Source organism: Streptomyces sp. NPDC007875 (assembly GCF_042868035.1).
In the GTDB taxonomy this organism is placed as follows: Bacteria; Actinomycetota; Actinomycetes; order Streptomycetales; family Streptomycetaceae; genus Streptomyces; species Streptomyces antimycoticus.
The window spans coordinates 61,444-84,132 of record NZ_JBIADZ010000029.1 but is presented as its reverse complement, the minus strand read 5'-3'; the positions used below and the strand labels follow the sequence as shown (position 1 = coordinate 84,132).

17 protein-coding genes are annotated in these 22,689 nt (G+C 72.4%); 13 read left to right on the top strand and 4 right to left on the bottom strand.

The annotated features are described in order from the left end of the window. Positions 1-64 precede the first annotated feature (64 nt). From ACFYOY_RS39660 to nirD, 3 genes are read left to right on the top strand one after another with little or no spacing between them, the layout of a single operon-like run. Positions 65-1,486 carry an FAD-dependent oxidoreductase gene (locus ACFYOY_RS39660; RefSeq protein WP_351882698.1) on the top strand — a complete coding sequence of 474 codons (1,422 nt, stop codon included), beginning with the start codon at positions 65-67 and terminating at the stop codon, positions 1,484-1,486. Positions 1,487-1,518: 32 nt separating this feature from the next. After that, positions 1,519-4,143, top strand: a complete 2,625-nt coding sequence (gene nirB, locus ACFYOY_RS39655; protein ID WP_351883084.1) for a nitrite reductase large subunit NirB — start codon at positions 1,519-1,521, stop codon at positions 4,141-4,143. Further along, positions 4,140-4,514: a nitrite reductase small subunit NirD gene (gene nirD / locus ACFYOY_RS39650; RefSeq protein ID WP_351882696.1), complete on the top strand. Its 375-nt coding sequence runs from the start codon at positions 4,140-4,142 to the stop codon at positions 4,512-4,514. Before nirB ends, nirD begins: the two co-directional genes overlap by 4 nt. Before the next feature lie 50 nt (positions 4,515-4,564). On the opposite strand, the gene ACFYOY_RS39645 is transcribed toward nirD, so the two are convergent. From ACFYOY_RS39645 to ACFYOY_RS39635, 3 genes are all read right to left on the bottom strand, one after another. Beyond that, positions 4,565-5,806, bottom strand: coding sequence for a hypothetical protein (locus tag ACFYOY_RS39645; protein WP_388592517.1), 1,242 nt, complete (start codon positions 5,804-5,806; stop codon positions 4,565-4,567). Between the two features lie 78 nt (positions 5,807-5,884). Further along, entirely contained in the window at positions 5,885-7,063 is a 1,179-nt protein-coding gene (locus tag ACFYOY_RS39640; protein ID WP_351882692.1) for a CU044_5270 family protein, read from the bottom strand. Between the two features lies 1 nt (position 7,064). Beyond that, positions 7,065-7,640 carry a sigma-70 family RNA polymerase sigma factor gene (locus ACFYOY_RS39635; RefSeq protein ID WP_351882690.1) on the bottom strand — a complete coding sequence of 192 codons (576 nt, stop codon included), beginning with the start codon at positions 7,638-7,640 and terminating at the stop codon, positions 7,065-7,067. A gap of 645 nt (positions 7,641-8,285) precedes the next feature. Between ACFYOY_RS39635 and ACFYOY_RS39630 the strand changes: the two genes are divergently transcribed. The 5 genes from ACFYOY_RS39630 (at position 8,286) to ACFYOY_RS39610 (ending at position 15,418) form a co-directional block, all read left to right on the top strand. Continuing rightward, positions 8,286-9,329, top strand: coding sequence for a LacI family DNA-binding transcriptional regulator (locus ACFYOY_RS39630; RefSeq protein ID WP_351882688.1), 1,044 nt, complete (start codon positions 8,286-8,288; stop codon positions 9,327-9,329). Between the two features lie 342 nt (positions 9,330-9,671). Further along, a complete protein-coding gene (locus ACFYOY_RS39625; protein WP_388592514.1) occupies positions 9,672-10,997 on the top strand; it encodes an extracellular solute-binding protein in 1,326 nt (441 codons plus the stop codon). Then, positions 10,997-11,920, top strand: a complete 924-nt coding sequence (locus ACFYOY_RS39620) for a sugar ABC transporter permease (RefSeq protein ID WP_351882684.1) — start codon at positions 10,997-10,999, stop codon at positions 11,918-11,920. Before ACFYOY_RS39625 ends, ACFYOY_RS39620 begins: the two co-directional genes overlap by 1 nt. Beyond that, positions 11,917-12,879, top strand: coding sequence for a carbohydrate ABC transporter permease (locus ACFYOY_RS39615; RefSeq protein WP_388592510.1), 963 nt, complete (start codon positions 11,917-11,919; stop codon positions 12,877-12,879). The genes ACFYOY_RS39620 and ACFYOY_RS39615 overlap by 4 nt, the downstream gene beginning before the upstream one ends. Before the next feature lie 121 nt (positions 12,880-13,000). Then, positions 13,001-15,418: a glycoside hydrolase family 3 N-terminal domain-containing protein gene (locus tag ACFYOY_RS39610; protein ID WP_388592507.1), complete on the top strand. Its 2,418-nt coding sequence runs from the start codon at positions 13,001-13,003 to the stop codon at positions 15,416-15,418. Between the two features lie 18 nt (positions 15,419-15,436). Here ACFYOY_RS39610 and ACFYOY_RS39605 read toward each other — a convergent pair whose 3' ends face one another. Beyond that, entirely contained in the window at positions 15,437-17,482 is a 2,046-nt protein-coding gene (locus tag ACFYOY_RS39605) for a hypothetical protein (RefSeq protein WP_351882680.1), read from the bottom strand. A 64-nt stretch (positions 17,483-17,546) separates the two neighbouring features. Between ACFYOY_RS39605 and ACFYOY_RS39600 the strand changes: the two genes are divergently transcribed. From ACFYOY_RS39600 to ACFYOY_RS39580, 5 genes are all read left to right on the top strand, one after another. After that, a complete protein-coding gene (locus ACFYOY_RS39600; RefSeq protein WP_351882678.1) occupies positions 17,547-18,263 on the top strand; it encodes a GntR family transcriptional regulator in 717 nt (238 codons plus the stop codon). A gap of 165 nt (positions 18,264-18,428) precedes the next feature. Beyond that, entirely contained in the window at positions 18,429-19,739 is a 1,311-nt protein-coding gene (locus tag ACFYOY_RS39595; protein ID WP_388592503.1) for an MFS transporter, read from the top strand. Positions 19,740-19,796: 57 nt separating this feature from the next. Further along, positions 19,797-21,158, top strand: coding sequence for an acyclic terpene utilization AtuA family protein (locus ACFYOY_RS39590; protein WP_388592501.1), 1,362 nt, complete (start codon positions 19,797-19,799; stop codon positions 21,156-21,158). 3 nt (positions 21,159-21,161) lie between these two features. Beyond that, positions 21,162-21,476, top strand: a complete 315-nt coding sequence (locus ACFYOY_RS39585) for a DUF4387 domain-containing protein (protein ID WP_351882672.1) — start codon at positions 21,162-21,164, stop codon at positions 21,474-21,476. Positions 21,477-21,629: 153 nt separating this feature from the next. Beyond that, a complete protein-coding gene (locus ACFYOY_RS39580; RefSeq protein ID WP_351882670.1) occupies positions 21,630-22,562 on the top strand; it encodes an oxidoreductase in 933 nt (310 codons plus the stop codon). Positions 22,563-22,689: the final 127 nt, after the last annotated feature.

Sequence of the window (22,689 nt, the reverse complement as noted above, 5' to 3'; positions counted from 1 at the left end):
AGCGTTGCCTCCGGGAAACGGCGGGGATGCGGCCGGGTAACAGGCACCCCGCACGCTTCCTGGCATGGAGTCGAACAGGGAGCCGGGAAGCCCGCAGCGGCGGGTGGTGATCGTCGGCGGCGGGATGGCGGGCACGAGGCTGGCGCAGCAGCTGCTCGCGCAGGCCGCGGGTGCGGGTGCGGGTGCGGGCCGGGTCGCCCTCGACGTCACGATCATCGGCGAGGAGCCGCACCCCGCGTACAACCGGGTGCTGCTCGCCGAGGTCCTCGCCGGGCGGTACGCCCCGGAGGTCATCGCCCTCCCCGCTCCCGTCCCGGCCGCCGGGGCCGGGGTGCGGCGGCTCGGCGGGGTGCGGGTGGTCCGCGTCGACCGTCCCGCGGCGGAGGTGTTGTGCGACAACGGCCGCCGCGTGCCGTACGACGCGCTGGTGCTGGCCACCGGCTCCAACCCGGTGCTGCCGCCGCTGCGCGGCCTGTTCGAGCCGGACGGCCGCGACGACCTCCATGCTCTCCCGGACGGCGTCCACGCCTTCCGCACCATGGACGACTGCCTGGCCCTCGGCGCGGCCGTACGGCCCGGGACGCGGGCCGTCGTCATCGGCGGCGGACTCCTCGGCGTCTCCGCCGCCCGTGCGCTGGCCCAGCGCGGTGCCCAGGTGGTCCTGGCGCACCAGGGCGAGCACCTGATGGAACGCCAGCTGGACCCGGGCGCGTCACGGCTGCTGCGGCGGCATATGGCGGCGCTGGGCGTGGAGGTCCACACCGAGTGCCGGGCCCGGGGCCTGCGCACCCGCGTCGCGGGGCCGGGGGGCGGCGGGCGGGCGGCGCGGACGGTCCACGCCGTCGAACTGGCCGACGGATACGCCCTGGAAGCCGATCTGGTCGTGCTCGCGTGCGGAGTCCGGCCACGGGTCGGACTGGCACGGGCGGCGGGGCTGGAGGTGGCGCGCGGCATCGTCGTCGACGACGAGCTGCGGACGAGTGACCCGCGAGTCTTCGCGATCGGCGACTGCGCGGAACACGACGGCGTCGTGTACGGCCTGGCGGGCGCGGCGCAGGAACAGGCAGACGTCCTGGCGCAGTTGCTGTCCCCCGCCCCGCCCCTCCCCGAACCAATGGGGCTCCGCCCCCTGGACCCCCACCGGGGCTCCGCCCCGGACCTCGCTCCCCAATCGCCGGAGGGGCTGGATTTTCGCTACACGGGCACCCGTGCCCTCACCCGCCTGACGCTCACGTCAACGTCCGGCCCTCTCGACCTCGCCGCGTTCGGCAACCCCACCCCCGCCCCCGGCGACGACGTCATCCACCTCACCGACGCCACCCGCAACACGTACCGCAAAGTCGTGGTCCGCGGCGACCGCCTCCTCGGCGGCATCCTTCTCGGCGATCTCGGCACCGTCGGCGCGCTCGCCCGTGCCTGGGAGGGCGACGAGGCGCTCCCGGCCGCCCCCCTGCTCCACCTGCTGACCAACGATGGAGGCTCCTGACCATGAGCGCACCGAACACGACGAGCGCACCGATGACGAGCACACCGCAGCCCGAGACCGCCGCCGCTCCCACCATCGTGCTGGTCGGCCACGGAATGGTCGGCCAGCGGTTTCTCGAAGCGCTCGTCGAGCGGAACGTCACCGAGACCGCCGCCCGCATCGTCGTGCTCTGCGAGGAGCCCCGGCCCGCCTACGACCGCGTCCAGTTGACCTCGTACTTCTCCGGCCGCACCCCCGACGAACTCTCCCTCGTCGAGGACGGCTTCATGGCGCGGCACGGCATCGAGCTGCACCTCGGCGACCCGGCCGAGTCCATCGACCGCGCCGCCCGCACCGTGACCGCCCGCTCCGGACTGACCGTGGCGTACGACACGCTCGTGCTGGCCACCGGCTCGTATCCGTTCGTCCCGCCTGTGCCCGGCAAGGACAGCGACGGCTGCTTCGTCTACCGCACCGTCGAGGATCTGCTCGCGATCGAGGAGTACGCCCAGAACCGCACGTCCGGCGTCGTCGTGGGCGGGGGGCTGCTGGGCCTGGAGGCGGCGGGGGCGCTGAAGGGGCTCGGGCTGACCACGCACATCGTCGAGTTCAACCCGCGGCTGATGGCCATCCAGGTGGACGAGGGCGGTGGCGCGGCGCTGCGCCGCACGGTCGAGGACATGGGCCTGATCGTGCACACCGGCGTCGGCGGCAAGGAGATCACGGCGGACGACGACGGCGCGGTCACCTCCATGGCGCTGTCCGACGGCTCGTCCATCGACACCGACCTCGTCATCTTCTCGGCGGGCGTACGCCCCCGCGATCAGCTGGCCCGCGACTGCGGTCTGGAGGTCGGCGAGCGCGGCGGGATCGCGGTGGACGAGCGGTGCCGCACCAGCGATCCGGCGGTGTACGCGATCGGCGAATGCGCGCTGGCCGCCGACGGCCGGGTGTACGGGCTGGTCGCGCCCGGCTATGAGATGGCCGAGGTCGCGGCCGACGCGATCGTCGGCCCACACGAGGACGGGACCGGGTTCGGCGGCGCGGACACCTCCACCAAGCTCAAGCTCCTCGGCGTCGACGTGGCCAGCTTCGGCGATGCCCACGGCACCGCCGACGGCTGCCTGGACGTCGTCTACTCCGACTCCCGCACGGGCGTCTACAAGAAGCTGGTGGTCGGCGCCGACGGCGCCCTCCTCGGTGGGGTGCTGGTCGGCGACGCCGACGCGTACGGCATGCTGCGGCCGCTCACCGGCTCGGTGCCGCCCGTCGCCCCCGAACAGCTCGTGCTCCCGGCGGGGCTGGGCGCGCCCGCCGCCCTCGGGCCGTCGGCGCTGCCGGACGAGGCGGTCGTCTGCAACTGCCACAACGTCACCAAGGGCGCGATCCGTTCGGCCGTCACCGACCACCACTGCACCACCGTCCCGGAGGTGAAGAAGTGCACCAAGGCGGGCACGGGCTGCGGCAGTTGCGTCAAGGCCCTCACCTCACTCGTCAACGACGAGCTGGAGGCGAGCGGCGTCAGCGTCGACAAGGGGCTGTGCGGCTGCTTCGCGTACACCCGCGCCGAGCTGTACGAGATCGTCCGCACCCTGCGCATCACCACCTACGCCCAACTGCTGGACAGCCACGGCCGGGCCGAGGCCCGGCAGGGCGACGGCTGTGAGGTGTGCAAGCCCGCCGTCGGCTCGATCATCGCCTCGCTGGCCCCGACCCTGGGCGCGAGCGGCTACGTCCTGGACGGCGAGCAGGCCGCGCTGCAGGACACCAACGACCACTTCCTGGCCAATCTGCAGCGCAACGGGTCGTATTCGATCGTGCCCCGGATCCCCGGCGGGGAGATCACCCCGGAGAAGCTGATCGTAATCGGCGAGGTGGCCCGGGACTTCGGGCTCTATACGAAGATCACCGGCGGTCAGCGGATCGACCTCTTCGGCGCCCGCGTGGACCAGCTTCCGCTGATCTGGGCGCGGCTGGTGGACGCCGGATTCGAGTCGGGCCACGCGTACGGCAAGGCGCTGCGCACCGTGAAGTCGTGTGTGGGGCAGACCTGGTGCCGCTACGGGGTGCAGGACTCGGTCCGGATGGCCATTGACCTGGAGCTGCGCTACCGGGGGCTGCGCTCACCGCACAAGCTGAAGTCGGCCGTCTCGGGGTGTGCCCGCGAATGCGCGGAGGCGCGCGGCAAGGACTTCGGCGTGATCGCCACCTCCACCGGCTGGAATCTGTACGTGGGCGGCAACGGCGGAGCCGATCCGCGCCACGCCGATCTGCTCGCCCAGGACCTGGACGACGAGGAGCTGATCCGGCTCATCGACCGGTTCCTGATGTTCTACATCCGCACCGCGGACCGTCTGGAGCGCACCTCGGCCTGGCTGGAGCGGATCGAGGGCGGCCTGGACCATGTGCGCGATGTGGTGGTCGACGACTCGCTGGGGCTCTGCGCCGAGCTGGAGGCGATGATGGCCGACCATGTGACCGGCTACCGCGACGAGTGGGCCGAGACCCTGGGCGACCCGGAACGGCTGCGGCGCTTCGTCTCCTTCGTCAACGCGCCCGACGCGCCGGACCCGACGGTGAAGTTCGTGCCCGAGCGCGACCAGGTCAAGCCGGACCTGACGATCCTGTCCGGCCCCACCCTCCCCGTCCGTACTCTCGAAGGGACTGCCAGCCGATGACCATGGCACCCGAGCGGACCGCCGTCCGCGTGGAACTCCTCATCGACCAGCGGTGGTTCGCGGTCTGCGAGCTGACCGACCTCACCCCCGGGCGCGGAGTGGCCGCCCTGCTGCCGGACGGCGGCCAGGTGGCGGTCTTCCTGGACCGGTCGGGACGCACGTACGCGATCGCCAACCGCGACCCGTTCACCGGGGCGTATGTCCTCTCCCGGGGGTTGCTGGGCTCGGCGGGCGGACGGCCCTTCGTCGCCTCCCCGCTGCTGAAGCAGCGTTTCGATCTGGAGACGGGACGATGCCTGGACGACGAGACGGTCGCCGTCCAGGCGTATGTCACGCGCACGCGGGACGCGGTGACAGCGCCCGCCGCGTAGCGGGAGTCAGCGCCGTCGCCTGAGGAGGTCGGCCCACGCCCCGTGAGTGGTCAGCGCACGTCGCGTGAGACCACCACCCCGCACATCACCGGGTCGCTCTGGCAGCCCGCGGTCCCCGCGGCGAACACCCCGTTCGTCCCGGGGACCGCGGCGATGCCGGACACCGTGGACATCTCGCTGTGCTCGGTGACGTCGGCGGGCAGCTCCTCGGTCGCCCATTCCGTACCGGTCCAGCGGGACAGCACGGAGTGGCGGCCGCCGGCGGACCAGCCGGCGATCCACAGCCGCCCGGCGCCGTCCGCACCGGCGGCGTTGGCCTCGTCGACGGGCAGTGCGGGCAGCGACTGCCAGCGGCTGCCGGTCCAGTGGGTGGCCATGGTGGCCTCGGGCACCCCCGCGTCGTTGGTCTTGCCGACCACATAGACCGAGCCGCGGCCGGTGGCCACGGCGTGGTTGGCGACCCAGCCGGTCGGGTGCTCGGCCGGCGTCGGCACCTCGCGGAGGTTCCAGCCGCGGCCGTTCCAGTGGTAGAGCAGCGGGACGGACACATCACCGGTCACGGCCTCGGCGGTGACCCACACATCGTCAGGACCGGTGCCGGTGATGTCCCACGGCCGCACCTCCCCGCCGCCGGGGGCGGCGGGGAGCGACACCTCCTGCCACGCGGAGCCGGTCCAGCGCTCCAGGCGGGACGTGGAAGCGCCGCTGGCCTGGTCCCAGTCGAAGCTCGTCAGCCAGGCCGCCTTCTCGCCGAACGCGGCGATGTCGCCGACGAAGCTCGTCCACCCCTCCTGGGGCGTGGCGTGGGCGGTCTCGGCCCACTTCTCGCCGTCCCAGTGCCGCACCACGACCGGTGAGGTGGTGTCGCCGAACTGGACACCGGCCGCCCAGACGTCATCGGGTGCGGCGGCGCTGACCTTCTCCAGCTGCCCGGGCTCGTCCCCGGCCCCGGTGACGGCCACGTCCGTCCAGGCGGTGCCGTTCCAGTGCTTGATCGCGGGGGTGGGCCCGTCGGCGCCGTCGGTCTTCCGGCCCACCGCCCAGGCGTCCTTGGCACCGGTCGCGGCGACGTCCCAGAACTCCGTCGAGACGGTCTCGCTCAGCGGCGTCCGCAGCGTCCACGGGGTGGCGGCGCGGGCCGCCGGGCCGGACGTGCCGCCGGCCGCGGCGTTCGCGGCATTCGCGGGGGCGGCGTTCGCCGGGGCGAGGGTGCCGAGGGCGACGGCGCACACCGTGACCGCGTTGCGCAGCCATATCCGGCGGGTTCCGGGCCGTACTGTGGTTCTGTCCATGACCTTCCTTCTGCTCGGGTGGAGTTCTCAGAAGGAAATGGCCGCCGCCCGGCCGTTCTTACAGCCCGCCCCGGCCAGTCATTCCGAGGTCTTCAGCTGCCGGTCGGTCCACTCCGACCTGACGGTGGCGGTGTAGTTCACCACCGTGCCCGAGGTGAGCCCCGCCTCGGCGGCCTTCGCGTCCGGCTCGGTCAGCACCTCCTGCTCGGACAGCAGGGCCCCGGTCACCGGGTCCACGATCAGCTCCGAGTGTCCGGTCCCATAGCCGGGCCGGTCGGACGCGGGCAGGGCGAAGCCGACCCCTTCGCGGCCCAGCGGATCGGTCACCTCACCGAGCGCGCGGATGCCCGGCAGCCCCGCGATGACGCGGTACGCGGCGGCCCGTACTTCGGCCTTCACCGGCAGGCCGATCAGCCCGGCCGCCTGCCGCCACATCCACTCGGTGCGGCCGCGGACCTCGCTCCCGCCGTCCTCCCGGTACAGGTCCGCCAGCTCCTCCTTCAACTTCGCGCTGTCGCCCGGGAGTTTCCGCAGGTCCTCGTAGGTGACATTGCGTGCGCCGAGGGCGGCGATCCGATCGCCCGAGTTGATCTGGTCCACCATCGGCCGCTTCCCGGACCCGGTCTCGATCCGCAGACCGAGCCTGCCGCCCGATCCGGTGTCGGCGAGCGTCAGGTCCTTCGGCGAGCCGGCGGCCCGCCAGCGCGCCGCATCGCGCTTCGTGCGGGGCTTGGTGGTGGCGTCGAGCCCCATGACGTTGAGGCTTTCCGTGCCGGGCCGTACCCCGAAGGACCGCTGCTGCTTCTCGGAGGAGGACACCGCGAAGGTCTCCCCGGACGCGTCGACGACGCCGATCCAGCCCGACCGCGTGGTCACCTGCCAGTAGGTGCCCTCGTCCACCGTCCGGTCCAGCCGGTCGGCGACGTGTTGCAGCGCCAGACGGCCGTTGGCCGGGATGTGCCGGGCGCCATCCGCTGTGGGGCCGGCGGACGCCCGGGAGCCCCCGGCGTCCGAGCCGCCCTGGGGGAGGGTGGCGACGAGCACCCCGGCGGCGGCCGCCGTCGCCGCGACGGGCAGCGCCCAGCGCCAGGTGAACATCCGCGGGGACCGTCGGAGTTCCGGCGCCTCGGCCCTGCCGGCCAGGATGGTCTCCAGGTCGCGGCGGGCGCGTACGGAACCGGCCAGGTGGTCCGGATCGAGCTCCGGGGGCCGCGCGTCCGCCAGGGTCTTCATCACATCGTGCCGCTTGCGTGCCATCTCAGGTCTCCTTCACTGTCACGTTCGCGCGAGGGGCGCGAGGGCGAGGGGCGGGGTCGGGGGCGGGGCTGGAGTCAGGGGAGGGTCCGACCACGCCCACGGCCCGCTCCAGCCGCCGTCTGGCCCGGTGCAGCCGCACCGCGAACGTGGCGCTGGAACAGCCGAGGACGCGCGCGGCCTGTCTCGGGCCGAGCCCGTGCCAGGCGACCAGCGTCAGCAGCTCGCGGTCGGCGGCGGACAGCCCCGCCAGCGCCTGCAGCGCTACGGCGCGCTCGGTCACCCCCGCGGCCACGTCCTCGACCTGGGCGCCGGAGCTGATGATGCGCTGGGCCTCCTGGGCGGCCAGGGCGTACTGCCTGCCATCGCGGCGCCGCAGCTCGCGGGTCAGATTGCGGGCAACGCCGAGCAGCCACGGCAGTGGCGGCGTGGGGATGTCCCGCATCCGCCGCCAGGCGACCGTGAAGGTCTCGCTGGTGATGTCCTCACCGACCTGCCGACCCACCAGGCCGGCCGCGTAGGCCAGCACACGGGGGTGGCACTCCTCGTAAAGGTCCCGAAAGCGTTGGGCGTCGGTCACGCCGTCTCCTCATCTCTGCTCTCTCACCATGCAGTGGTCGAGGGCCGCGCCTTCTTACACTCCGAGGAGAGGAAAGTTTGGGCGGCGGGGTGCCTACACGCTGGAGCGGGGTCACCGGCCAAGGGGTGCGGGGCCAACGGCCAAGCGGACGACGGCGCCCAGCCGGCCGAGCGGCGCCAACGACCACGCGGACCACGGCGCTCAGCCGGCCGAGCGGGACCACCGGCCGGGCAGACGAGGGCGCATGGCCGGTGCAGCGGGTCAACGACCAGGCGGACGACGGCCCTCAGCCGGTCGTTCGGAGCCAACGGCCAGGCGGACGAGGGCGGTCAGCCGGGCGCGCGGGACCAACGGCCAGGCAGACCACGACCTCAGCCGGGCGCGCGGGGCCAGCGGCCAGGAGGACCATGGCGCCCAGCCAGTCGAGCAGGCGGCCCCGCCAAGCGTGAAGCCGCCGGGCGCGCGGTGGCGTGACGGCGGCTGAGGATGACCGCGCGGCGCTGCGTAAGCTCAGGAGCTTATGGGGACATCCCTCTCTCGTCTCTTCACGTCCGATCCGGTTTTCCGGAAGACTTCTGCAAGGTTCCGAGGGTGCGCCCCGGAAAGTGAGAGGCGGGGGTGGCTCCCGTCAACCGAGGAGGCGGAATGGCTACGGAGAGCAGGGGCACCGAGGGCGGCGCCCGGCCCAAGGTGACGATCACGGCCATCGCGCAGGAGGCCGGGGTGTCGGTGCCCACGGTCTCCCGGGTGGTCAACGGCCGTTCGGATGTCTCGCCCGAGACCCGGGCCCGGGTCGAGGACCTGCTGCGGGTCCACGGCTACCGCCGCCGCCAGCGCGTGCCCGGCGACCGCGCCGCCCTGGTGGACCTGGTCTTCAACGACCTGGACAGCCCCTGGGCGGTGGAGATCATCCGCGGCGTGGAGGAGGTCGCCCACCAGGACGGGGCGGGCACGGTGGTCTCGGCGATCCACGGCCGCGCGGGCTCGGCCCGGCAGTGGCTGAAGAACCTGCGGGCCCGCGCCTCGGACGGGGTGATCCTGGTGACGTCCGTGCTGGAGCCGGTGGTCCACGAGGAGCTGCGGCGGCTGAACGTGCCGATCGTGGTCGTCGACCCGGCCGGCTCCCCGGCGCTGGACGCGCCCACCGTGGGGGCGACCAACTGGGCGGGCGGCATGGCCGCCACCGAACATCTGCTGAGCCTCGGCCACCGCCGGATCGGCCTGATCGCCGGCCCGCCGCGGCTGCTGTGCAGCCGCGCCCGGCTGGACGGCCACCGGGCGGCGCTGGAGGCGGCGGGCGTGTCGTTCGACCCGGCGCTGGTGATACAGGGCGACTTCTACCACGAGTCCGGTTTCCACGGCTGCGACCAGCTGATGGACGCCGACGCCCCGCCCACCGCCGTCTTCGCCTCCAGCGACCAGATGGCTCTGGGCGCGATCGAGGCTCTGCGGCGCCGGGGGCTGCGGGTTCCGGAGGATGTGAGCATTGTCGGCTTCGACGACTTGCCCGAGGTCCGCTGGTCGGCGCCGCCGTTGACGACGGTGCGCCAACCGCTGGCGGATATGGGGAAGTTGGCTGCGCGTACGGTGTTGCGGCAGGCGCGGGGGGAGGAGATCGAGTCGCCGAGGGTGGAGTTGGCCACGCAGCTGGTTGTCCGCTCCAGCACGGCCCCGCCTGCCGCGGGCTGATCCCCCACCCCGCCCTTCCCGAACGGGGCTGCGCCCCCGGACCCCTGTCCTCAATCTCCCCCAGCCACCGCTGGGAGGTGCCCCCGGACGGGCTGGAAAATCCAGCCCGTCCGGCGCTTGAGGACACGCCCGAAGGGCGTTCGGGACTTCAACCTCCGGCCGGTCGGCCGAGGGCCAGGGCCGTGCGGCCCCGGCGGGGCCGGGTGCGCAGCCCCGTTCAGCAAGGGGCGGGGTGGGAACAAACCCCGCCCGCCGCCAGAACCCTTGACACCGCATCAGCACCCCCATACCTTCCACGCAACCGCTTCCGAGAATTATCGGGCTACTTCCGGAAGGCACACGATGCGCATACCTCGGTCAAAGTCAAAGTCAGGGTCAAGGTCCACCCTTCGTGCGTCCACCCTGGCGGCAGCCCTGCTGCTGGCCGGGACGGCACTCGCCGGCTGCGGAAGCGGCGGGCCCGGGGGTTCGGATGACGGCTCCCTCGACGTCTGGGTCTACCAGGACGCCTCGACCAAGGTGCAGCGCGAGGTCGTCAAGCGGTTCAACAAGACCTCCGACATCAAGGCGAAGCTCACCCAGGTGCCCGGTGAGGGCTACTCGGACAAGATGCGCACCTCCATGGGCACGCCCAACGCACCGGATGTCTTCTTCAACTGGGGCGGCGGCAGCATCAGCGACTTCGTCAAGAAGGACATGCTGCTCGACCTCGACCCGGCCATCGCCAAGGACCCGGAGCTGAAGAAGGCGTTCATCCCCACGATCCTCGACGCGGGCGCGATCGACGGGAAGCACTACGGCATCCCCATGCGCGGGATGCAGCCGGTGATCCTCTTCTACAACAAGGACGTCTTCGAGGACGCCGGGGCGAAGCCGCCGAAGTCCTGGGACGATCTGCTGAAGCTCATCGACACCTTCAAGGGCGAGGGCGTCACCCCGTTCGCGCTGGCCGGCACCGATCCCTGGACCGAGCTGATGTGGGTGGAGTACCTGGTGGACCGCTACGGCGGGGCCGGGGTGTTCCAGCAGATCCAGAGCCAGGGCATGGCGGCGTGGGACGACCCGGCGGTGCTCAAGGCCGCGCAGACGATCAAGGACCTGGTGGACCGGGGCGCGTTCGGCAAGAACTACAAGTCGGTGAACTACACCGCCGACGGGGCCTCCACGCTCTTCGCCAAGGGCAAGGCGGCCATGCATCTGATGGGCAGTTGGGAGTACGCCAACCAGAAGGCCAACCAGCCCGCGTTCGCCAAGTCGGGGCTGGGCTGGACCACCTTCCCGGCCGTCCCCGGCGGCAGCGGTGACCCCAAGAGCGTCGTCGGCAACCCGACCAACTACTGGTCGATCAACGCCAAGGTCAAGGGCGACAAGCAGAAGGCCGCGCTCGAATTCGTGAAGTTCGCGGCCCAGCAGGACTACTCCGCCGACCTCATCGCCAACGGGGACGTGCCCGCCACCTCCGACGCCACCTCCCTGCTCGGGAAGCACGAGAACCCCGACTACGCGCGGTTCCAGTACGACCTGGTCAAGCAGGCCCCCGACTTCACGCTCTCCTGGGACCAGGCGCTGCCCGCCAAGTACACCCCGCCGCTGCACACCACCGTGCAGAAGCTGTTCAACGGACAGCTCAGCCCGGCCGAGTTCGTCGACGCCCTGAAGGGCATGTGATGGCGGACGCCGCGACGCGCGAGCGGCGCCGGAGCGTCGGCCGACCGGGGGTCGGCCGGCCCGGCGTCGTCTGGGCGCTGCCCGGGGCGCTGTTCTTCGTCTTCTTCGCGGTGGCGCCGATGGTCCTGGTCGGCGCCCTGGCCTTCACCGACTGGGACGGCATCGGCACCCCGAGCTGGACCGGGATGAGCAACTGGTCCCGGCTGTGGGACGACCCGGAAACCCATCAGGCCATCTGGCTCAGCCTGGTGCTCACCGTGCTGACCTGGGTGTTCCAGACCCCGCTCGCCCTGCTGCTGGGCGTGTGGGCGGCCGGGCGGCAGCGCAACCGGGCCGTGCTGTCGGCGATCTTCTTCCTGCCGCTGCTGGGCTCCTCCGTCGCGCTCGCGCTGGTCTGGAAGTCGCTGCTGGACCCCAACTTCGGCCTGATCGCCGACATCGGGCCCGCCCTGGGCTTCGCGGACGGCGATCTGCTCGGCAGCTCCAAGGGCGCCTTCGGGGCGGTCCTCTTCGTCACCGCCTGGCAGTTCATCCCGCTGCACACACTGATCTACCAGGGCGGCGCCCGCGCCATCCCGCGCTCGCTCTACGACGCGGCGGCGATCGACGGCGCCGGCACCGTACGGCAGTTCTTCTCGATCACCCTGCCCCAGCTGCGCAACACCATCGTCACCTCCTCGGTGATCATGGTGGTGGGGGCGCTGACCTTCTTCGACACCGTCCTGATCCTCACCAAGGGCGGGCCCGGCACGGACACCACGATCGTGCCGTATCTGATGTACAAGAACGGCTTCCAGGCGTTCGACCTCGGCTACGCCAGCGCGGTCGCCACCATCCTCGTCGTCGTCGCCACCACCGTCTCGCTGCTGCTGGTGCGGCTCACCGGCTTCGCCGCGATGCGCAGCACCCGGGAGGGGATGTGACCGACGTCCTGCCCGGCCACCCGAACCGCTCGCCGAACCACCCCCCGGACGGCGTCCGTACGCCGAACCAGACCCCGGCGGCCCCAGGCCCCCGCTTCCGCCGCCGGGGTCTACCCCGCCGCCCGCGCCTTCTCCGGCGCGGCTCCCGGACCCCCAACTACCCCGCCGGGCTCGGCTCCCTGATCTGGCTCGGCATCGTCGGACTGCCGCTGTACGTCCTGGTGGCCGCCACCTTCCAGACCCGCGACGGCTATATCGACGACGGTCCGCTGGCCCTGCCCGACCACCCCACGCTCGCCAACTACCGGCGGGTGCTGCGCTCCGACTTCCTCTCCTACCTCCTCAACACCGCCCTGGTCACGGCCGTATGCGCGGCGATCGTGATCACGCTGTCGGTGACCGTCGGCTACACCGTCGTGCGCGCCCGGAGCCGCGCCTCCCGCCGGATCTTCCAGATCTTCCTGCTGGGGCTGGCGATCCCCTCCCAGGCGGTGGTGATCCCGGTCTATCTGGTCATCACCAAGCTCCATCTGTACGACACCCTGCTCGCCGTGATCCTGCCGACGGCCGCCTTCTCCCTCCCGGTCAGCGTGCTGATCCTGGTCGGCACGATGCGCGATATCGACGAGGAGCTGTACGAGTCGATGGCGCTGGACGGGGCGAGCCCGACCCGGGTGCTGCTCCAGCTCGTCGTGCCACTGTCGCGGTCCGGGATCTCCACGGTCGGGGTGATGTCGGCCCTGCACGCCTGGAACGGCTTCCTCTTCCCGCTGCTGCTCACCCAGTCCAAGAGCAACCGGCTGCTGACCCTGGGGCTGTACGACTACGTGGGCGAGTTCCGGGTGGACACCCCGGCGCTGCTCACGGCCGTGGTGCTCTCCATCCTTCCGATCTTCCTCGTCTATCTCTTCGCCCGCCGTCAGCTGATCAACGGACTGATGGGCATGGGCGGCAAATAGGCCGACCCCGGCGCGCGCCCAGGCCGCCTCCGGCGGCACGTAGGCCGTTCCCCCGCCCCACGCGTTTCTCCCGCCCCACGCGTTTCTCCCGCCCCGCCGTCCTCCCCCGACAAGGAGCTTCATGCCTCAGCCCTGGCAGGACACCTCCCTCTCCGCGCAGGACCGCGCGGCGGCCCTGCTCTCCTCGATGAGGCTGGAGGAGAAGCTCGCCCAACTCTCCAGCGTATGGCCGGGATCCGAGGCCGAGGAGGGCGAGGACGTCGCCCCGCTCCAGCACGAGGTGTCCGAGGCCGTGGACCTCGACGGCCTCCTCCCCCATGGCGTCGGCCAGCTGACCCGCCCCTTCGGCACCTCCCCCGTCGAACCGGCCGAGGGCGCCGCCGCGCTGGCCCGTCTCCAGGCCCGGATCGCCGCCGGGAACCGCTTCGGGATCCCGGCGCTGGCCCATGAGGAGTGTCTGACCGGCTTCTTCGCCTGGCGCGCCACGGTCTTCCCCACCCCGCTCGCCTGGGGCGCGTCCTTCGACCCGGCGCTGGTGGGGCGGGCCGCCGAGCTGATCGGCGGTTCGCTGCGGTCGGCCGGTATCCACCAGGGGCTGGCCCCGGTACTGGACGTGGTACGGGACGCGCGCTGGGGCCGTACGGAGGAGTCCATCGGCGAGGACCCCTATCTGGTCGCGACCATCGGCACCGCGTATGTCCGCGGCCTGGAGTCCGCCGGGATCGTCGCCACCCTCAAGCATTTCGCGGGCTACTCCGCCTCCCGGGGCGGCCGCAACCACGCGCCGGTCTCCATCGGCCCGCGGGAACTCGCCGATGTGATCCTGCCGCCCTTCGAGTTGGCGGTGCGGGACGGGGGCGCGCGGTCGGTCATGCACTCCTACAACGACATCGACGGGGTGCCCTCGGCCGCCAACCCCTGGTTGCTGACCGAACTGCTCCGCGACACCTGGGGCTTCACCGGCACCGTCGTCGCCGACTACTTCGGGGTGTCCTTCCTGGAACTGGCCCACCGGGTCGCCGCCACCCGGGGCGACGCCGCCGGGCTCGCCCTGGCGGCGGGGGTGGATGTGGAGCTGCCCGCGGTGCGCTGCTTCGGCACCCCGCTGCGGGACGCGGTGCGGGCCGGGGAGGTGGACGAGGCACTGGTGGACCGGGCGGCGCTGCGGGTGCTGCGGCAGAAGTGCGAGCTGGGGCTGCTGGACGCGGACTGGTCGCCGATGCCGTCGGCGCTCGCGGAGGCCGCCGAATCCGTAGCGCCCACTGGACCGGTCGGCCCCGGCCCCGATCTCGATCTCGATCCGCCCGGCATGCGCGCCGTGGCGCGGGAGCTGGCCGAGGAGTCGGTGGTGCTGCTCGCCGACGACGGCGATGTGCTGCCGCTCGCGCCGGACGCCCGGATCGCGGTGGTCGGCCCGCTCGCCGACGACCCGGCCGCCATGCTCGGCTGCTACACCTTCCCCCGCCATGTGGGGGTGGAACACCCCGAACTGCCCCTGGGCATCGAGGTGCCGACGCTGTTCGCCGCGCTGCGCGCCGAACTGCCCGGTGCGCGGATCACCCATGCCGAGGGGTGCGCCGCGCCCGGCCCGGCCGGGTCCGCCGGGGACCCGGGCGCGGCGGTCTCGGCCGGTGCGGCGGCGCTCACCGCCGAGAGCCGGTTGGCGCAGGCGGCCAGGACGGCGGCGGACGCGGATGTGTGCGTCGCGGTGCTGGGCGACCGCTCGGGCCTGTTCGGCCGGGGCACCTCGGGCGAGGGCTGCGACGCCGCCGACCTCGAACTCCCCGGCGATCAGGGGGCGTTGCTGGACACCCTGGTGGCCACCGGCACCCCGGTGGTGCTGGTGCTGTTCACCGGGCGGCCGTACGCTCTCGGCCGCTGGTCGAGGCTGCTGGCCGCCGCCGTGCAGGCGTTCTTCCCCGGTGAGGAGGGCGGCCCGGCGGTGGCGGGGGTGCTGAGCGGCCGCGTCAACCCCTCGGGTCGGCTGCCGGTGAGCGTCCCGTACGCGTCCGGCGGCCAGCCCTGGACGTACGCACAGCCGCCGCTCGGGCTGCGGGGCGACTCCAGCTCGATCGACCCGACCCCGCTGTTCCCCTTCGGCCACGGGCTGTCCTACACCTCGTTCGCCTGGGAGCGCCCGGAGGCCGACGCGGCCGATGTGCCGACCGACGGGGAGACCACGGTCCGGCTGACCGTGCGCAACACCGGTGACCGGGCCGGGACGGAGGTCGTGCAGCTCTATCTCCACGACCCGGTGGCGCGGATCGCCCGGCCGGTGTCCCGGCTGATCGGCTACGCACGGGTGCCGCTGCGGCCGGGTGAGTCGGCCGAGGTCCACTTCGCCTTCCACGCCGACCTCGCCTCGTATCCGCTGCGTGCCGATGGCACGAGGGTGGTGGAACCGGGCGCGCTGGAGCTGCGGCTGGCCTCCTCCAGCGCCGACTCCGGCGTACGGCACACGGTCCCGCTGACGCTGACCGGTCCCGAGCGCACGGTGGACCACCGGCGGCGGATGGTGTGCGAGGCGCGGGTGAAGTAGGAGCGGGGCGGGGCCGGTTCAGACCGGCCCCTCGCCCTTCTCCACCAGCGCCCAGGCGTGAGCGAACAGTTCGGGCAGGGTGCGGGTGGGCAGCGGAAGGGGGTTCTCCAGCCGTCGGTTGTAGGAGCGCCGCACCCCGATCAGCTCCGCCTTCCATGCCTCCATGGGCTGGTACGGCTTCTTGGCGTGGATCCACTCGCCCGGCAGGAAGATCTGGCGGCCCGCCCGGGGGCGCTTGTCCTCGATGACCAGGCCGCGCCCGGCCAGCGCGGCGGCCGCCGTCTGGTGCCGGGCGGTCTTCCACCCGTTCCAGGTGCGGACGTTCCGGTCGGTCGGCGCGGGCAGGGCCAGCAGCTGGAGGTAGAGCGCCGCCGCGTCCTCGTCGAGGCCGAGCGTGCCGGCGACCCGCGCCACGAGGTCGGGCGCGGAGGCCGCCGGGTTCGACTCGTACGCGCCGGGCGGCAGCGGGGCGCTCTCGATCCGCTCGACGATGTGCGCGCAGGCCGGGCCGCGCAGCCACTCGACAAAGGGGAGATCCTCACGGCCGTAGCCGGATGTGATCTCCACCAGGGCCCTTGACCGCTCGTCGTCGCCGTAGAACGCGGGGCGGAAGTACACCCTGGGCGTGGAGAGATACCCTCTGCGGTCGACGATGCCGTCCGTGATGACGGTGAGCCCGTCGTCGATGCTCGCGACGTCCAGCCGCTCCGGCCCCGCGTACGGCCGGAACCCGAACCGCTCCTGCAGATCGGCGACCGTGCGCCCGGGGCCGATGGGGGGTCCGGCGCGCAGCAGCAGCCCCGGGTGGTCCAGGCGCTCGAGGAGCAGCCGCACCAGGCCGGGCACACCCTCACGGACCGGGTCGCCGGTGGGAAGCTCGGCGTAGACCCACGACAGATGCGGCACGACGGAGTGCAGGCGGTCCTGGAACCTCATGATGTCCCACCGGGCGTCGGTGAGCAGCGGGCCGTGCTCGCTGTTCTTGATCCAGGTGTCGAGGGGCGCACTGAGCCCGGGTTCGGCGGCGGGCTGGGTGAACGCCGCGCAGAACTCGGCCGCCGATACGCGGAGCAGCTGAAGCTCGACGACCGCGTTGAGCGTGCGCTCGGGCACCACGGTCCGCCGGCCGCGCCGCGCCTGCCACGCCTCGGCGAGCCGCTCCGCGACTCCCCGCATCCCGGCCGGCTCCCATAGCTCGGCCGGGTCCTCGGGCAGCACGTCGGCCAGCAGCTCCAGCCGCTCCAGCGTGGTCAGCCGGGCCAGTTCGGACGCGCCGTCCTCGGCCTCGGCGACCTTCAGCCGCAGCGTCGCCCGCTCATCGGCGTCCAGGAACGGGACGTACATCCGCTCCAGGAGCCCGGCGAGCGCGAGGGACGCGGCGGGGCGCCCCATGCCCGTACGCTCCCGCAGCAGGGCCACGGCCTCCTTGTCCCACGGCGCGGGCCCCCGCTCCCGCACCAGCGTCACCAGCCGCCGCAGTTGCGCGGGGCTCCCCCAGCCGCGCGGTGCCTCCTGCGCCTCCTCGATCTCCCCCAGCCTCGGCGGCTCCGCGTCCCCCCTCCGCAGCTCGACGAACTTTCGCCGCCCCTCACGGCCCCACCCCACGCTGACGGCCGCCCCGCGCTCATCCCGCACCGCCGCCCGCTCGGTGACCACGATCCCGGTGCGCAGCCGGGCGGCCGGATCGGCGAACGGGCTCTCCGCCCACATCTCCAGCAGCGCCAGCAGCCGCTCGCGCCGCTCAGGACGCGTGGACGCGACGGCGGCCCGGAGCGCCACGGCCCCGATCCGCCCGATGAACCGCAGCCACGACCCTTCCCCGGCGACCCCGGGGCCGTCCTCGCCCTCGCCCTCGGCGCCCGGCGGATCCCACGTCCCGGTCAGAAAGCTGCCGGTCCGCTCGATACAGGCCAGCGCCCCGGGCCGCCACATCCCCGTGCCGTCGATGAGCCCGCCCAGCGCGGGCACCACGCGTCGGTCATCCACAGCCGTCCACGCACCGGTCGCCATCGGACGCCCCCCGTCCTCCCCCGTCGAATACGCCATGGCGAGATCATCGCTCATGAGGCCGACCATCTACCGCTCGCCCTCTTGACTATTTGCTATAGCAGAATGCACTCTTACTGCCATGAGCACTGACGCCCTCGGCCCCGTGGAGACCGTATCGCTGGCCGACCAGGCATACCGGCGGCTGAGGGACGCGATCCGTGAGGGCGTCCTGCGGCCGGGCGAGAAGATCACCGAGCGCGATCTCGCCGCCCGGCTCGGAGTGAGCCCCACCCCCGTCCGCGAGGCGCTGCGCCAGCTGGTGCACGAGAAGGTCGTCGAGCGCGTCGGCCCCCGGGCCCTGCGGATCGCCGACCACTCCTCGGCCGCCCGCTCCGAGATCGTCGAGGCCGAGGTGCGGCTGTCCGCCCTGATGGCCCGCCTCGCCGCCCGTAACGCCACCGCTCAGCAACTCACCGACCTGGTCGCCTTGCTGGCCCAGACCGACCAGATCACCGCCGGCATCGAACAGACCGTCGCCGAGCAGGGGTTGGACGCCGATGTGTCCGAGCAGCTCGCGGCCGTCTTCCACAAGCTGCGGCTCTTCCATCGCCAGGTCGAGTCGTGCGTGGGCAACCCCGTCCTGGAGGGCCTGCTCGGCCAGGCGAGGGCCTTCAGCCACGAGGAGCGGCTCGACCTCACCATGAAGCTCGCACCCGAGCACGCCGAGGCGTTCCGCGCCCGTTACGCCGAGCACCGCCGGCTCCTGGACGCCCTCCTCGAACGAGACGAGGATCGCGCCGAGGAGCTCGCCGCGCGGCACCACCGCGCCGCGCTCGTTCAGCTCTCCGGCAACTGACCCCAAGCCCCGGGGGCGGGGCTGATCCCCGAGCTCCGGCAGCCGACCCCAAGTCTCCAGCGGCCGGCCCCAAGGCCGCCTGCCCGCCACTGGGCGCGCAGGATGCGCTCCGGCAGGCAGACCCCTCCCCCATTTGCTATAGCATGTAGCACAGGAGCCTTCGCGATGCCCGAAACTCCCCCCACCTCCCCGACCGCCGCGGTGAGCACCCTTCCCCGCCCGGCACCCGGCGACCATATGAACCGCAGCGCCGTGCTGTGGGTGACCCTCGCCGTCTTCGCGCAGGAAGCGGTGTGGAACTTCTACGACACCCAGGTTCCCGAGCAGTTGCGGCACTACTTCAGCTCCGCGGGCGTGGTCGGCCTGATCATGGGGTTGGACCACTCCTGGGGCATCTTCACGCAGCCGTCGGTCGGGTTCCTCTCCGACAAGCTCGCCCGCCGCCGCACCGGCCGGTGGCCGATCGTGCTGATCGGCGCCGCGGCCGCGACCGTGCCGTTCGTCCTCATCCCCTGGGCGACGAACCTTCCCACCCTGTTGGTGTGCGTGGTCGGTTTCGCCGCGATCGCCAACGCGTTCAAGGGCGTTACCGAGACCCTGGTGTCCGACTACGTCGCGCCGTCCAACCGCAGCAAGGCGCAGGGCTTCATCAAGGCCGGCGTCAGCCTGACCATCGTCGTGTCCTCCCTGATCAGCCTTCTCGTCGTCGACCGGTCCCTGCGCCTCGCGTTCGCCATACCCCCGCTGCTGATGCTGATCATGCTGGGGCTGTCGTGGGCGTTCCTCGGCCGCCGTCACACCGACGTGCTGCTGCCGGAGGACGAGGAGGATAAGGCCGCCCCCGAGCGGGAGTTCGCCTCCCCGTGGGCGGTGCTGAAGGACGCGCTGCGCTCGCCGTCCAGCCCGACCCTGCTGCTGATGGTCGGCATCTTCTGCTTCGCCGGCATGTGGTCCGCGCTGCGCTCGCTCATGACCCCCTACGGCACGCAGGTGCTCGGCCTGACCCGCGGCGAGGCGGCCGGCCTGGCCCTGCCGGGTGCGGTCGCGTTCCTGATCTGCGTGCTGCCGATCGCGTACGCCTCCAACCGGCTCGGGCAGCTGCGCGCGATGCGGTACGGCGTCGGACTGTTCATCGCGGGCCTGCTCCTCGGGTTCACGGTGCCGACCGTACCCGGCACGATCACCTCGATGGTGCTCTGCTCGCTCGGGTACACCTCGTTCGCGGTCAACGCGCTGGTCGCGCTCTGGAACCTGGCACCGACCCAGAAGGTGCTGGGCACCTACACCACGCTGTACACGATCGCCTCGGCGTCCGGGATGGCGCTGGGCCCGGCGATCCTCGGCACCACGATCGATCTGACCCACTGGCGCTATATGCACCTGAACGCCGCGGTGTTCGCCGGCGTCACCTTCCTCGTCTTCACCCGCCTGGCCCGCCGCGCCCCCGACCGCGCCGCCGACCACGCCGCCGCCTGACCGGCCGACCTTCCCTCTTCCCGCACGATGACCCGCACGACGAAAGGCACCACTTTCATGGAACTCCGCATCCTGGCCCCGACCGGCGCGCTCGGCGCCGGGTTCGACGCCGACGCCTTCGCCCGCGGTGTCGCCGCCCTGCCGGACGTGATCGCCTGCGACGCCGGCTCCACCGACTCCGGCCCCGCCGCCCTGGGCTCGGGCACCCCGAAGCTGTCCGCCCAGGCCGTCACCCGCGACCTGCGCCTGCTGCTCAGGGCCCGCGACGAGCTCGGTGTGCCGCTGATCATCGGCTCCTGCGGCACCTCGGGCCGCGACGCCGGTGTCGACTGGGTCGCCGACATCGCCCGCTCCATCGCCGCGGAGGAGAACCTGAGCTTCAAGCTCGGCCTGATCTACTCCGACCAGCCCGCCCAGCGCCTGCGGGACCTGTACGACGCGGGCAGGATCCGGCCGCTTCCCCACGCGCCCGCCATCGACCGCGACCTGTTCGACCGCAGCCACACCGTCGCCATGATGGGCGTCGAACCCATCCAGGAAGCCCTGCGCGACGGCTGCGACGTGATCCTCGCCGGACGGGCCAGCGACACCGCCCTGTTCGCCGCCGTCCCACACCTGCGGGGCGCCGACCCGGGCCTGACCTGGCACCTGGCCAAGACCATCGAATGCGGTGCCGCCTGCGCGATCCCCCCGTCCGCCAATGGTCTGCTCGTCACGTTGCGCGAGGACCACTTCGACGTCACCACCCTCGCCGACGGCACCCGCCTGGCTCCCCGCTCCGTCGCCGCCCACACGCTGTACGAGAACGCCGACCCGTACCGTGTCGCCGAACCCTCCGGTGTACTCGACACCACCGAGGCCACCTACGAGGCGGTCGACGAGCGGACCGTCCGCGTCCGCGGCGCCCGCTACCTGCCGGCCGACGGCTACACCAACAAGCTCGAGGGCGCCGAACTCATCGGCTACCAGACCGTCATCTTCGGCGGCGTACGCGACCGCGTCGTCATCGACACCCTGCCCAAGCTGGTGCCGATGGCCAAGGAGTACTTCGAAGCGAAGATCCTCGACGTCTTCGGCGGAGCGGTCGACCCCGCCGACGTCGACATCGACTACCGCCTCTACGGCGCCGGCGCGGTCCTCGACGGCAGCGAACCCGACCTGCTCGCCCCCCGCGAGCTCGGCGTGCTCATCACCGTCACCGCGCCCGACCAGGCGACCGCCCACGCCATCGCCACGTTCGTCGCCCACGCCAGCAGCCACCTGCCGGTCGCCGAGTACGACGGCCTGGTCTCCACCCTCGCCTACCCCTACTCCCCGCCCGAGACGGACAGGGGCCCGCTCTATCGCTTCACCCTCAACCACGTCGCCACAGCCGTCGCCCCCACCGAACTCTTCCGCACCACCACCGAGGAGCTGTAACCCATGACCACCCTGCTCGACTACTGCTCCCTGGTCCGCTCCAAGAACGCCGGCCCCTTCACCCTCACCTTCGACTTCATGTGTCACGACCAGGCCGCCTACGACGCCCTCGTCGCCACCGGCTTCCTCAACCCCGGCCTCTTCGCCACCCTCTACGACGCCGACCCCGACCAGATCCTCGTCGTCAACCACCCCCTCGCCCTCGCCGTCAAGGTCTCCCTCCCCCGCCCGACCGTCCAAGGCGGCCTCCGCGACACCGACTGCTACGCCGGGCAGCAGTACGCCCCGCTCATGGACATGGACATCGCTCCCGCATGAGCCGGCCAAGTTGAGCCGCGGTCCACCGCCCGCCCAAGGAGGTATGGCTGCGCAGGCCGATCCACGCGCCTCGCACCTTCACCACTCCGCCCTTAGGCTGTCGCCGGAGACAGGGGCTACCGGCGCGTAGCGCACACCGCGAAGGAGCGCTTGATGAAGGGCTGGACCGCGAGCGACATCCCCGATCAGACCGGCCGTACCGCCGTGGTGACAGGCGCCAACAGCGGTCTCGGCTTCATCACCGCCCGGGAGTTGGCACGGCGCGGCGCGCAGGTGGTGCTCGCGTGCCGCAGCGAGGCGCGCGGGGCCGAGGCCGCGCAGCGGATCCGGGCGCAGGCGCCCGGCGCGTATGTGCGGGTCGCGCCACTGGACCTCGCGGATCTGAAGTCCGTACGGGCCTTCGCGGCCGAGCACACGGGCGACCGGCTCGATCTGCTCATCAACAACGCGGGCGTGATGGCCCTCCCGCGCCGCAGCACCGCCGATGGCTTCGAGATGCAGTTCGGCGTCAACCACCTGGGGCACTTCGCGCTGACCGGGCTGTTGCTGCCGAAGCTGCTGGAGGCGGGGCCGGGGGCGCGGGTGGTCAGCGTGTCCAGCTTTATGCACATGCTGGGGACGGTCGACCCACGCGACCTGAACATGGAGCGCGGATACCGCCGTTGGACCGCCTACGCCCGCTCCAAGTCCGCCAATCTCCTCTTCATCCACGAGCTGTCCCGCCGCCTGCGCGCGACGAACGCCCGCCTGGTGGCGGCCGCCGCACACCCCGGCTACGCCTCGACCAACCTCCAGACCGCCGCCCCGAAGATGGAGGGCCGCCGGGCAGCCGAGCGATTCATGGAAATCGGCAACCGCTACTTCGCCCAGAGCCCGGACCAGGGCGCCCTCCCCACCCTGTACGCGGCCACCGGCCCGGACGTCCGCCAGGACGACTTCTTCGGCCCACCGTTCCAGGGGATGTGGCGCGGCTCCCCCGTCCGCTCGGCGCGCGCCAAGTGGACGCGCAGCGACACGGCGGGGCGGGGACTGTGGGCGGCGTCCGAGCGGCTGACGGGGGTGCGGTACGAGGCGCTCGCGAACTGATTCACGTCAGCGGCCGCGGACAGCCGATCTCGCCGGCGCCCGGGGTCTGATCGGTCAGGCACGGCGGACGGTCGGCTCGTGAGCCCTCGCGGCTCCGGCGTATCGAGTAATGTGGCCGTCACCCGTA